The 12,025-nt window shown below is 70.9% G+C and carries 11 protein-coding genes; 6 read left to right on the forward strand and 5 right to left on the reverse strand.

What is annotated here, in order from left to right; translation table 11 throughout:
• Positions 1 to 138 precede the first annotated feature (138 nt).
• The gene (locus DCW30_RS12250) at positions 139 to 1,809 is read right to left on the reverse strand and encodes a threonine/serine exporter family protein (protein ID WP_062771545.1); all 1,671 of its coding nucleotides are present in this window, start codon (positions 1,807 to 1,809) and stop codon (positions 139 to 141) included.
• Between the two features lie 120 nt (positions 1,810 to 1,929).
• Entirely contained in the window at positions 1,930 to 2,421 is a 492-nt protein-coding gene (locus tag DCW30_RS12255) for an inorganic diphosphatase (protein WP_030785786.1), read from the reverse strand.
• A gap of 355 nt (positions 2,422 to 2,776) precedes the next feature.
• Between DCW30_RS12255 and dacB the strand changes: the two genes are divergently transcribed.
• The 6 genes from dacB (at position 2,777) to folE (ending at position 10,292) form a co-directional block, all read left to right on the forward strand.
• A complete protein-coding gene (gene dacB, locus DCW30_RS12260) occupies positions 2,777 to 4,042 on the forward strand; it encodes a D-alanyl-D-alanine carboxypeptidase/D-alanyl-D-alanine endopeptidase (RefSeq protein ID WP_338400582.1) in 1,266 nt (421 codons plus the stop codon).
• A gap of 269 nt (positions 4,043 to 4,311) precedes the next feature.
• Positions 4,312 to 5,442 (forward strand): zinc-dependent metalloprotease, encoded by a 1,131-nt coding sequence (locus DCW30_RS12265; RefSeq protein ID WP_062771547.1) that lies wholly within the window; start codon positions 4,312 to 4,314, stop codon positions 5,440 to 5,442.
• Positions 5,443 to 5,679: 237 nt separating this feature from the next.
• Positions 5,680 to 6,756: a tRNA lysidine(34) synthetase TilS gene (tilS, locus tag DCW30_RS12270; protein WP_076685117.1), complete on the forward strand. Its 1,077-nt coding sequence runs from the start codon at positions 5,680 to 5,682 to the stop codon at positions 6,754 to 6,756.
• A 53-nt stretch (positions 6,757 to 6,809) separates the two neighbouring features.
• Positions 6,810 to 7,370 (forward strand): hypoxanthine phosphoribosyltransferase, encoded by a 561-nt coding sequence (gene hpt, locus DCW30_RS12275; RefSeq protein ID WP_062771551.1) that lies wholly within the window; start codon positions 6,810 to 6,812, stop codon positions 7,368 to 7,370.
• Between the two features lie 182 nt (positions 7,371 to 7,552).
• Entirely contained in the window at positions 7,553 to 9,577 is a 2,025-nt protein-coding gene (ftsH, locus tag DCW30_RS12280) for an ATP-dependent zinc metalloprotease FtsH (RefSeq protein ID WP_062771553.1), read from the forward strand.
• A 109-nt stretch (positions 9,578 to 9,686) separates the two neighbouring features.
• Positions 9,687 to 10,292: a GTP cyclohydrolase I FolE gene (gene folE, locus DCW30_RS12285; RefSeq protein ID WP_062771555.1), complete on the forward strand. Its 606-nt coding sequence runs from the start codon at positions 9,687 to 9,689 to the stop codon at positions 10,290 to 10,292.
• A gap of 44 nt (positions 10,293 to 10,336) precedes the next feature.
• Here the strand turns inward: folE and DCW30_RS12290 are convergent, their stop codons facing one another.
• The 3 genes from DCW30_RS12290 to folB all read right to left on the reverse strand — a co-directional run bounded on the left by DCW30_RS12290 (position 10,337) and on the right by folB (position 11,934).
• Positions 10,337 to 10,822: a DUF3180 domain-containing protein gene (locus DCW30_RS12290; RefSeq protein WP_062771557.1), complete on the reverse strand. Its 486-nt coding sequence runs from the start codon at positions 10,820 to 10,822 to the stop codon at positions 10,337 to 10,339.
• A 144-nt stretch (positions 10,823 to 10,966) separates the two neighbouring features.
• The gene (folK, locus tag DCW30_RS12295) at positions 10,967 to 11,578 is read right to left on the reverse strand and encodes a 2-amino-4-hydroxy-6-hydroxymethyldihydropteridine diphosphokinase (protein ID WP_062771559.1); all 612 of its coding nucleotides are present in this window, start codon (positions 11,576 to 11,578) and stop codon (positions 10,967 to 10,969) included.
• Positions 11,575 to 11,934 (reverse strand): dihydroneopterin aldolase, encoded by a 360-nt coding sequence (gene folB / locus DCW30_RS12300; RefSeq protein ID WP_062771561.1) that lies wholly within the window; start codon positions 11,932 to 11,934, stop codon positions 11,575 to 11,577. The genes folK and folB overlap by 4 nt, the downstream gene beginning before the upstream one ends.
• Between the last annotated feature and the right edge of the window lie 91 nt (positions 11,935 to 12,025).

The following is a 12,025-nucleotide window of genomic DNA, read 5'->3' on the forward strand; positions in this document are numbered from 1 at the left end:
GCCCGGGGGCAGAGCCCCCGAACCACTCCCGAACCGGCGGCCAGAAGCGGTCAGAAACCCCGCAGGGAGGCCCGGCAAGGGCCCCCTGCAGGGGAAGCCCAATAGGGAAGCCCCCCGCAGGGGAACGCGCCCCCGGGGCTAGAAGCCCCTGGTCCGCTTCGCCGCACGGCGATTCGCCGCCGAGGCCGCGCCGGGAACCTTGAGGATCAGCCGGGACACCTCGCTCCCGAGGTTCACGCCGATCGCGATCGCCAGCGCCGTGGCGACGGCCTTGGTGAGCGAGTTGATCCCGGTGTTGAGGTCGTTCTGGGCCAGGGCGAGCAGCCCGAAGTACGTGGCGCTACCGGGCAGCAGCGGCCCGATCGCCGCCGTGACGTACGGCAGTGACGACGCGAACCGGTACCGCGAGAAGAGCTGCCCGAACAGCCCCACCAGCCCGGCGGCGACAGCCGTGGCCGCCACGGGCGACAGCGCGAGGGGCGTCTGCGCGAGCGCGCCGAACATCACCCAGGCGATGCCGCCGTTGAGCGTCACGATCAGCACCGTGTTCCGCTCCTGCTGCAACAGGATCGCGAAGGCGAGGCTCAGCGCCATCGACGCCAGGATCTGGATGACCGGACGCGACGACGAGACGCCGAACTTCGTCTCGGGCGTCAGGTTCGTCGCGTCCAGCATCACGCCGAGCGACAGCACGAGCAGCACGCCGCAGACGATGCCGACGATCAGGTACATGACCTCAAGGAGGCGTGCGGCGGCGGTGATGTAGTAGCCGGTGAGACCGTCCTGCACGCCCGCCACCAGGGCCCGCCCCGGGATCAGCGCGAAGAGCCCACCGGTGATGACGGCGGACGCCATCGTCGCCTCGGTGTGCGCGAAGCTCAGCGCGACGCCCAGCGCGGCGGGCGGCATCGCCGCGCCCACGAACTGGTAGAACTCCGGCAGCCCGCGCCCCGCGCAGAGCCAGGCGAGCCGGTCGCCGAGCATCGCGCCGACGGCCGCCACGAGGAACACCAGCGCGCCACCGCCGACGAGCACGGACGCGGAGCCCGCGAGGAGCCCGCTGGCCGCCGTGAGCGCCCACCCGGGGTAGGGGTGACGGTTACGCCGAATGCCCGCGAGCCGGCGGTAGGCCTCCTCCAGGGAGACCTCGATCTCCGGATCGCTGATGTCGTCCACCAGGTGGAAGACCGCCGCGAGCCGGGTGTAGTCGGTGCCGCGCCGCCGTACCGTCCTCGACGCAGTGACGGGGTCCTCGACGAGCGAGGGCTGGTGGGAGATCGACAGGAGCGTGAACGTCACGTTCGGCTCGCAGCGGTCGAGCCCGTAGGAGCGGCAGACGGCGAACATGGCCGCCTCGACGTCCTCGGCGCCCTCACCGCCCGCGAGCAGCAGCTCGCCGATACGGAGCGTCAGGTCGAGGACGCGCGGGACGGCGGGCCCCGACTCGTCCTCCTGCTTCTGCGCCGGCTCCGGAGCGGGCCGCTCCGCCACCGGCATCCGCAGCATCGTGCGCATCTGGTCCTGCCAGGGCACTTCCTTGGTGAGCTTCACCAGGGGGATGCCGTGCGCGGGCGTGAAGGCCGGCGGGGCGTTGCGGGAGCTGTAGGTGTTCGGCGTCGTGAACGCAGACTTCTCGGTCTCCTGCGTCGTGGTCGACGGCGTCGCCAGACCGGTCGGGACGGCGAACTCGGACGTCGTCTGAGACTCGTCCTCGGCAGCCTCCTGCGCGAGCACCCCGCTCGGCGGGACGAACGCGCTACGGGCTTCGTCCGACTGAGGCTTACGGTCCTCGGCCTCATGCTCGGCCACTGATGCCCTCACTTCTCCTACGACTCGTACGCACCTCCGTATGGCCAGTATGGGCACAGATACACGAACGGGCCGCGCGGCCCGGTGATCGGTCCGCGCGGCCCGTACGAGGCCGGAGGCTCAGTGGCCGCCCTGCGCCTCGAAGCGCTTGTACGACTTCTCGATCTCGGCCTCGGCGTCGGCGCGGCCGACCCAGTCGGCCCCCTCGACGGACTTGCCGGGCTCCAGGTCCTTGTACACCTCGAAGAAGTGCTGGATCTCCAGACGGTCGAACTCGGAGACGTGGTGGATGTCGCGCAGGTGCTCCACGCGCGGGTCCGAGGCCGGGACGCAGAGCAGCTTGTCGTCGCCGCCCGCCTCGTCGGTCATCCGGAACATGCCGATCGCGCGGCACTTGATGAGGCAGCCGGGGAAGGTCGGCTCGTCCAGGATGACCAGGGCGTCCAGCGGGTCACCGTCCTCGCCGAGGGTGTTCTCGACGAAGCCGTAGTCCGCGGGGTAGCTGGTCGACGTGAAGAGGCGACGGTCCAGACGGATCCGGCCGGTCTCGTGGTCCACCTCGTACTTGTTCCGCGAACCCTTCGGAATCTCGATGGTGACGTCGAACTCCACGGGTGGCTCCTCCATGATCAGCACATACTTCGGGTGGTTAAGTGTCCCTCACGCAGATGTGTGATCGCGAAAGGGGCTGGTCGTCGTGCCGGAGCTCAAGCCTTGGCGTCGGCCTCGACAGCTGCTGAGACAGCTGGCCGAGCCTTCCGCCCGCAAGCTCCCCCGGATCTCGGGAAAGCTCACGAACTGGCAGCTCACGGCGGGTGCCGCCACCCTCGGCCTGGTGATCGCGGCCGGAGCGGTGGCCGCGGCCGGCCCCTGGGACTCCTCCGGTCAGCGTACGGCGGAGCGCGTCCGGGCGGCTGCCCGGGATGCCGGGGGTGGCGCAGATCACGGTGGTCCGGGCGCTGACCGGGTGCCGGAGACCGCCCCGAGCGCCCGTACGGTGCTCGCCGGCATCGGCGCGCCCGCGGGAACGGCGCCCGTGCCGACGGAGCGCGCCCTGGCGGACGTACTCGATCCGCTGCTGCGGGACCGGGCGCTCGGCCCGGAGCGCGCGGCCGTGGTCGTCGACGCGGCCACCGGCAAGCGCGTCTACGGCAAGGACGCGGGCCGGGGCCTGACGCCCGCGTCGACCGTCAAGATCGCCACGGCGGTCGCGGCGCTGTCCGCGCTCGGCCCCGACCACCGCATCGCCACCAGGGCGGTGCTCGAACCCGGCGGGTCCGGGGACACGCGGGACGTCGTCCTGGTCGGCGGCGGCGACCCCACGCTCACCGCCCGCAAGGACGGCCGGTACACCGACACGGCCGCGAGCCTGCGCCGCCTCGCGGCGGACACCGCCCGCGCGCTTGAGGCCCGGCACGTGGACGAGGTGAAGCTGTCCTACGACACGTCCCTGTACGCGGGGCCCGCGCAGCACCCGATCGGCCCCAACGAGAACATCACCCCCGTCAGCGCCCTCATGATCGACGAGGGGCGCCTCGACGACTCCTCCAGCGGCCCCGCGCCGCGCTCGGGGGACCCGGCGGGCGACGCGACGGAGAAGTTCGCGGAGTTCCTGCGGGACCACGGCATCAAGACGGAGCGGACGGAGGGGACCAGGGCCTCCGGACGGGCGGAGTCCCTCGCCGAGGTCGAGTCACCGCCCCTGTCGGCCCTGGTCGAGCGGATGCTGACGCACAGCGACAACGACATCGCCGAGGCCCTGGCCCGCCAGACCGCCGTGGCGGCCAAGGAGCGGCCGAGCTTCGAGGGAGCCGACAAGGCGGTGCACGCACAGCTCGCGAAGCTGGGGCTGCCGCTCTCGGGGGCGAGGTTCGCCGACGGCAGCGGCCTCGACCGGGCCGACCGCGTCTCCGCGGAACTCCTCGGCGCGCTCCTGCACAAGGCCGCCGACCCGGCCCGCCCCGAGCTGCGCTCGGCGGTGACGGGCCTGCCCGTCGCGGGCTTCACCGGCACCCTCGTCGACCGCTACCCCAAGGACTCCGCGGGCACGGGCGTGGTCCGCGCCAAGACCGGCACCCTCACGGGTGTGAACACCCTGGCGGGCACGGTCGTCGACGCGGACGGCCGCCTCCTGGTCTTCGCGTTCATGACCACCGGCACGTCGGACCCCCAGGCGGCCCAGAAAACCCTGGACAAAATGGCCACGACTCTGGCCAACTGCGGCTGCCGCTGAAACAGCCCCGAAGCGGGCCGGCCCGTGAGCACCAAGGCGAGGCCAGCCCACAGCCAGGGGCGCGGGGAACGGCGCGCCGAGCCACGACGAACCCGCGGACGCAAGAGGCGACGCACGCGAGGCCGGTGCCCGCAGGCACGGGCCGACGCCCGGGCGAAGACGGGACACAGCCCCACCGAGGGTGCGAAAGGGCCCCTAGGGGCGAGCCCAGGGGCAAGTGAGGGGTGCAAGCCCCTCCACCAGAGGGAGCAACCACGTACCGTTGACGCATGACGAGCATCGGTGGTGCGGAGATGGTCGACTGGAATCTCGCGGTGGCGACCGCGACCCGACTCGTGAGGCCGGGCCCAGAAGTGAGCCGCGACGAGGCACGCGCCGTCGTCGCAGAGCTCCGTCGGCATGCCAAGTCCTCGGAGGAGCACGTCCGTTCCTTCACCGGCATGGGCACGGAGGAGACCCACGACACCCCGGTCCTCGTCGTCGACAGAGCAGGCTGGGTCCGGGCGAACGTGGAGGGCTTCAGGGAGCTCCTCAAGCCCCTGTTGGACAAGATGCAGGACAAGCGCTCCGGCACCCCCGGCGGAGCCGTGCTCGGCGCGGTCGGCGGCAAGGTGACGGGCGTCGAGCTGGGCATGCTGCTCTCGTTCCTCGCCTCCCGTGTCCTCGGGCAGTACGAGACCTTCGCCCCGGCCACCCGCGACCTCCCCGCGGGGGCGAACGGCGGCGGCAGGCTCCTCCTGGTCGCACCGAACATCGTGCACGTCGAGCGGGAGCTGGACGTGGACCCCCACGACTTCCGGCTCTGGGTCTGCCTCCACGAGGAGACGCACCGCACGCAGTTCACCGCGGTGCCCTGGCTGCGCGACCACCTGGAGGGCGAGATCCAGGGCTTCCTCGGCGAGACCGAGGTCGACCCGATGACCGTCCTGGAGCGTGTGAGGGAGGCCGCTCAGGCCTTCGCCACCGGCCGCGGCGACGCCGAGGAGGACGCGGCGTCCGACGGCGGTCGCTCCCTCGTGGAGCTGGTGCAGACCCCCGCCCAGCGCGAGATCCTCGGCCGCCTCACCGCCGTGATGTCCCTCCTGGAGGGCCACGCCGACTTCGTCATGGACGGCGTGGGCCCCGACGTGGTGCCGTCCGTCGCCGAGATCCGGGAGAAGTTCAAGGAGCGCAGGGCGCGCGGCGCGAGCCGCCTCGACCAGGTGCTGCGCAAGCTCCTGGGCCTCGACGCGAAGCTGCGCCAGTATCGCGACGGCGAGCGCTTCGTGCGGGCGGTCGTGGAGGAGGTCGGCATGGAGGGCTTCAACCGCGTATGGACGTCACCGAACACGCTGCCCACCAAGGCGGAGATCGCGAAACCCGCGGAGTGGGTCGCGCGGGTGCACCGTAAGGCGGATTGAGGGACCGATCCCGGCCGATGACAGGAGAACGCCCTCGCAATCACCCGTCCGAGGGACCGTGAACGGTGGGTAGGCGTGCAATGCTCGGGGAACGGCTCGGCTCTGTCACCATCGACACACTCTGAGTGACCGAATGCTCGGGACTCCGCGGTCTGAACGCCAGATCCGGTCTCCGGAGTGGGTCCTTGAGCGATTGGTCCGAGGCACACCCCCCGAACTTCACGAAGGGAACCGGACATGGGTCCCCATCCTGCGGTCGCGGCGATACGCCTGGCGGTCCGCCGCGTACTCCACGACGTACTGACCGACGTACAGCGCAGCTCCGAAACCGACCCCCCACCCCCCGCACACGCCCCCCACGGGCACGCCGCTCACGGCGACGCTCCCCACGGGCAGGCCCCCCGGCCGCTCGTGCTCGTCGCCTGCTCCGGCGGCGCCGACTCGATGGCGCTCGCCTCCGCCCTCGCCTTCGAGGCCCCCAAGCTCGGCGTCCGCGCCGGTGGCGTCACCGTCGACCACGGCCTGCAGCCCGGCTCCGACCTGCGCGCCGCCGAGGTCGTCGCACGTCTGACCGCCCTCGGCCTGACCCCGGTCGAATCCGTCGCCGTGGAGGTCGGCCGCGCGGGCGGTCCCGAAGCCGCCGCCCGGGACGCGCGCTACGCCGCCCTGGACGCCGCCGCCGAGCGGCACTCGGCCGCCGCCGTCCTGCTCGGCCACACCCGCGACGACCAGGCCGAGACGGTCCTGCTCGGCCTCGCCCGCGGCTCCGGCATCCGCTCCCTGTCCGGAATGGCCGCGACCTCGGGGGCCGCCGGCCGTTACCGCCGCCCGTTCCTGCACATCGACCGCCAGACGGCCCGCAAGGCGTGCATGGTCCAGTCGCTGCCCGTCTGGGACGACCCGCACAACGCCGACCCCGCCTACACCCGCTCCCGGCTGCGCCACGAGGGCCTGCCCGCCCTGGAGAAGGCGCTCGGCAAGGGCGTCGTCGAAGCGCTCGCCCGTACGGCCCAGCTCTCCCGCGACGACGCCGACGCCCTCGACGCCTGGGCCGCCCAGGCCGAGGCGTCGGTGCGCGACGCCGCCGGCCTCCTGGAGTGCGCCAAACTGTTCGCCCTGCCCCCCGCCGTGCGCCGCCGCATCGTGCGCCGGGCCGCGATCGAGGCCGGTGCGCCGGCCGGTTCGCTGTTCGCCCGGCACATCGAGGAGGTCGACCGCCTCATCACCGGCTGGCGCGGCCAGGGGGCCATCAATCTCCCGGGCAAAGTCGTGGCTCAGCGCCAGGGTGGCAGACTGGTGATCCGGCAAGGCTGACGAGGACCGTGCGCACTGCGGGACCGCGTCGGCCGGTGTGACGACCGAAAGTGATGCGGGTGGACGCGAAAGACATGGGCACCGACCTCAAGTCGGTGCTCATCACCAAGGAAGAGATCGACGCGAAGCTGGCGGAGCTCGCCGCGAAGGTCGACGCGGAGTACGCGGGCAAGGACCTGCTGATCGTCGGTGTCCTCAAGGGCGCCGTGATGGTCATGGCGGACCTGGCGCGCGCGCTGTCCACCCCGGTCACGATGGACTGGATGGCCGTCTCGTCGTACGGCGCGGGCACGCAGTCCTCCGGCGTCGTCCGGATCCTCAAGGACCTGGACACCGACATCAAGGGCAGGCACGTGCTGATCGTCGAGGACATCATCGACTCCGGTCTGACGCTGTCCTGGCTGCTCTCCAACCTCGGCTCCCGCGAGCCCGCCTCCCTGGAGGTGTGCACGCTGCTGCGCAAGCCCGAGGCGGCGAAGGTCGCGATCGACGTGAAGTGGATCGGTTTCGACATCCCGAACGAGTTCGTGGTGGGCTATGGCCTGGACTTCGCGGAGAAGTACCGGAACCTTCCCTTCGTCGGAACGCTCGCCCCGCACGTCTACGGCGGCTGACCGCCGAGGGACCGGGGGGCGGCGGCGGGAACCCTCACCGGTTTCCCGCCGTTGGACATGCGAAGGCAGTATTGCCAGCCCGCCCGTGCGGCTTCGGGTCACAATGCTGGGGTACCGTCCGAAGAACAGTCTTTATCAAACTCACTATGGCAGGAGGGACGGGGCGTCATCGCTCCGTATGGATGGACGTGAAGCGATACTTCCGTGGGCCAGTCATGTGGATCGTGCTGGCCGTCCTTGCCGTGGTCGTGTTGATGCAGGTCGTCGGCTCGTCCGGTGGCTACAAGACGGTTGACACCGGTCAGGTCGTCCAGGCGATCAACGACAACAAGGTCAAGTCGGCCAAGCTCACCACCGGTGACGAGCAGATCATCAAGGCCGAGCTCATCGACGGTGAGAAGGTCAAGGGCAGCAGCAAGATCCAGGCGAGCTACATCGGCGACCAGGGCGTCGACCTCGCCAAGTCTCTGCAGGCCAAGTTCGAGGACAAGCAGATCAAGGACGGTTACACCGTCTCCCCGTCGAAGCAGAATCCCTTCGTCGGCATCCTGCTCTCCCTCCTCCCCTTCGTCCTGATCGTCGTCGTCTTCCTGTTCCTGATGAATCAGATGCAGGGCGGCGGTTCCCGGGTCATGAACTTCGGGAAGTCCAAGGCCAAGCTGATCACCAAGGACACCCCGAAGACGACCTTCTCCGACGTCGCGGGTTCGGACGAAGCCGTCGAGGAGCTCCACGAGATCAAGGAGTTCCTCCAGGAGCCGGCGAAGTTCCAGGCCGTCGGCGCCAAGATCCCCAAGGGCGTGCTGCTCTACGGCCCGCCCGGCACGGGCAAGACGCTCCTCGCGCGCGCCGTCGCCGGTGAGGCCGGGGTGCCGTTCTACTCGATCTCCGGTTCCGACTTCGTCGAGATGTTCGTCGGTGTCGGCGCCTCCCGTGTCCGCGACCTCTTCGAGCAGGCCAAGGCGAACGCCCCGGCGATCGTCTTCGTCGACGAGATCGACGCGGTCGGCCGCCACCGCGGCGCCGGCCTCGGCGGTGGCCACGACGAGCGCGAGCAGACGCTGAACCAGCTGCTCGTCGAGATGGACGGCTTCGACGTGAAGGGCGGCGTCATCCTGATCGCCGCCACGAACCGGCCCGACATCCTCGACCCGGCGCTCCTGCGCCCCGGCCGCTTCGACCGGCAGATCGCCGTCGACCGCCCGGACATGCAGGGCCGTCTGGAGATCCTCAAGGTCCACCAGAAGGGCAAGCCGGTCGCCCCGGACGTCGACCTGGGCGCGGTCGCCCGCCGCACGCCGGGCTTCACGGGTGCCGACCTGTCGAACGTGCTGAACGAAGCGGCGCTCCTCACGGCGCGCAGCGACAAGAAGCTGATCGACAACCACTCGCTGGACGAGGCGATCGACCGTGTGGTCGCGGGCCCGCAGAAGCGGACCCGGATCATGTCCGACAAGGAGAAGAAGATCACCGCGTACCACGAGGGCGGACACGCCCTGGTCGCGGCGGCCTCCCCGAACTCGGACCCGGTCCACAAGATCACCATCCTGTCCCGTGGCCGGGCCCTGGGTTACACCATGGTCCTGCCCGAAGAGGACAAGTACTCCACCACGCGCAACGAGATGCTCGACCAGCTCGCGTACATGCTGGGCGGGCGCGCGGCCGAGGAGCTCGTCTTCCACGACCCGACGACGGGCGCGGCGAACGACATCGAGAAGGCCACGGCCACCGCACGCGCGATGGTCACGCAGTACGGCATGACCGAGCGTCTCGGCGCGATCAAGTTCGGCGGGGACAACACCGAGCCGTTCCTCGGGCGCGAGATGGCGCACCAGCGGGACTACTCGGAAGAGGTCGCCGCGCTGGTCGACGAAGAGGTCAAGAAGCTCATCGAGACCGCGCACAACGAAGCGTGGGAGATCCTCGTCGAGAATCGCGACATCCTCGACAACCTGGTGCTCCAGCTGCTGGAGAAGGAGACCCTGGGCAAGGAGCAGATCGCCGAGGTCTTCTCCGGCATCGTGAAGCGCCCGGCCCGCCCGGCGTGGACCGGCTCCTCCAGGCGCACGCCCTCGACCCGCCCGCCGGTGCTCTCCCCCAAGGAGCTGTCGCTGACGAACGGTGCGAACGGCGCCACCCCCGCGATCTCCGCGGGCGGCACGGAGCAGCCCCTTGAGGTGGCCCCGGAGGACCGCCCCGAGAGCTGATCCGTACGTCCCGGCAGGCCCGGAATGAATGCCGCGCCCCCCAGGTTTTAGCCTGGGGGGCGCGGCATTTCCGCAGCCCCGCGCAGGACGCACAGGAACGAGGCACATCATGACCGACCCGGTGACGCTGGACAGCGAGGGCTCGATCGGCGAGTTCGACGAGAAGCGTGCCGAGAACGCCGTGCGCGAGCTCCTGATCGCCGTGGGCGAGGACCCCGACCGCGAGGGCCTCCTGGAGACCCCGGCCCGGGTGGCGCGGGCCTACCGGGAGATATTCGCGGGCCTCTGGCAGCAGCCGGAGGACGTCCTGACCACGACGTTCGATCTCGGCCACGACGAGATGGTCCTGGTGAAGGACATCGAGGTCATGAGCTCCTGCGAACACCACCTGGTGCCGTTCGTCGGCGTCGCCCACGTCGGGTACATCCCGTCCACGGACGGCAAGATCACCGGTCTGTCCAAGCTCGCCCGCCTCGTCGACGTGTACGCGCGCCGGCCGCAGGTGCAGGAGCGGCTGACCACGCAGATCGCTGACTCCCTGATGAAGATCCTGGAGCCGCGCGGGGTGATCGTGGTCGTCGAGTGCGAGCACATGTGCATGACGATGCGCGGGGTCCGCAAGCCGGGCGCCAAGACGATAACGTCCGCGGTCCGCGGCCAGCTCCGGGATCCCGCCACGCGCAACGAGGCGATGAGCCTGATCATGGCCCGCTGAGCCGTCCGGGACCGGCCGCGCGCCGACCCGGCGGAGGGCGGGCCCTAGGCGGCCGCGGCCGTCTGGCCGTCCTCGTCGTCGTCCTCGGGCAGCTTGCAGACCCGCTCGAGGAAGAAGGCGGCGGCGATCACGGCGATGCCCATGACGACCGAGAGCCCGGCGTAGACCGCCTGGTCGCGGCGGGCGGGGATGTCGAGGAACTCCAGCAGGAACGCGCCCGTGCCGCCGTACATCCCCGCGACGAGCGCCGCGACCAGGGCGCTCGCCTGGCCGAAGACGACGGCGCGGGCGGCCATCAGCGGCTCGACGCCCTTGGCGCCGGGGCGGCGCTCGCGCTGGGCACGCAGGCGCGAGCGCAGCGAGAGCGCCGTCGCGAGCAGCACGACGGCGATCACCGCGAGCACGATGGGCGCGGCCAGCGGGACCTTCGGCAGGGAGCCGACGGAGTCCCACAGCCGGGCGCCCGACCAGGACAGCACTCCGGCCGCGAGAAAGAGGCCGACCAGCGTCCTGATGCGCAGTTGCTTCACGAATGACCCTTCATACCCGCGTCTGACCCTTCATACCCGCGTCGGCGTCCCGATCTTCGTCCATGTCTCGTGCGGATCGGTCCACGGACCGATCGGTCGCGGACCCCTCGGGCCGCAGACCCGTCGATCCGCAGACCCTAACGACTACTCCGGCAGTCGGAGTTCCAGGTCGGCGCGGGGTTCGACGCCCTCACGGGTGAGCGCGTCGAGCAGCTCCGCGACGGAGCCGCGGCCGGTCAGGCTGGCCTCGGGGTCGACGTCGTGCCACGGGGCGAGGACGAAGGCACGCTCGTGCGCCCGCGGGTGCGGCAGCGTGAGCGCCGGGTCGTCGGAGACCACGTCGGCGTACGCCACGATGTCGACGTCGATCGTGCGCGGGCCCCAGCGCTCGTCGCGGACGCGGTGGAAGGCCTCCTCGACGGCCTGCGCGCGCTCCAGGAGCGAGGCGGGCGGAAGGGTGGTCTTCACCAGGACCACCGCGTTGAAGTACGCGGGCTGGGAGCCGGGCTCCACGCCCCACGGCTCCGTCTCGTACACCGGGGAGACCGCCTTGACCCGCAGGCCGGGCGTGTCCTCCAGGGCGTCGACGGCGCCCTGCAGCGTCTCCAGGCGGTTGCCGAGGTTGCTGCCGAGGGAGATCACGGCGCGGTGGGGGTTGGACAGGGTGTGGTCGGCCGCGTCCACCTGCTCGACGACGGAGGTGGGCACCGGCTGGACGGTCGGGTCGCTCTGACCTGCTGTGAAGGGCACAGTCATACTCGGCTCCGGGTGATGGTGACGGTCACGTCGTCGAAGGGCACGGTGATCGGGGCGTCCGGCTTGTGGACGCACACCTCGACCTCCAGGACGCCGTCGTGCTTCAGGCACGCCTGGGCGATGCGCTCGGCGAGCGTCTCGATGAGGTCGACGGGATCGCCCTCCACGACGGCCACGACCTCCTCGGCCACGATCCCGTAGTGCACGGTCTTCGCCAGGTCGTCGTCGGCCGCGGCCGCTCGCGTGTCCAGGCCGAGAACCAGGTCCACGATGAAGGTCTGGCCCTCTTCGCGCTCCCGCGGATAGACACCGTGGTGCCCGCGGGCCTTGAGGCCACGCAGCGCGACACGATCCACGCGAATCACTCCTGCAATCGTCGGTATCGGCAGGCCTGCCCCGAGTGCGGTCGGCGCTCCAGCCTCGATCGAATCTACCTGCGAGCACTGA

The sequence above is a fragment of the Streptomyces alfalfae genome (assembly GCF_004127445.1).
GTDB lineage: Bacteria > Actinomycetota > Actinomycetes > Streptomycetales > Streptomycetaceae > Streptomyces > Streptomyces alfalfae.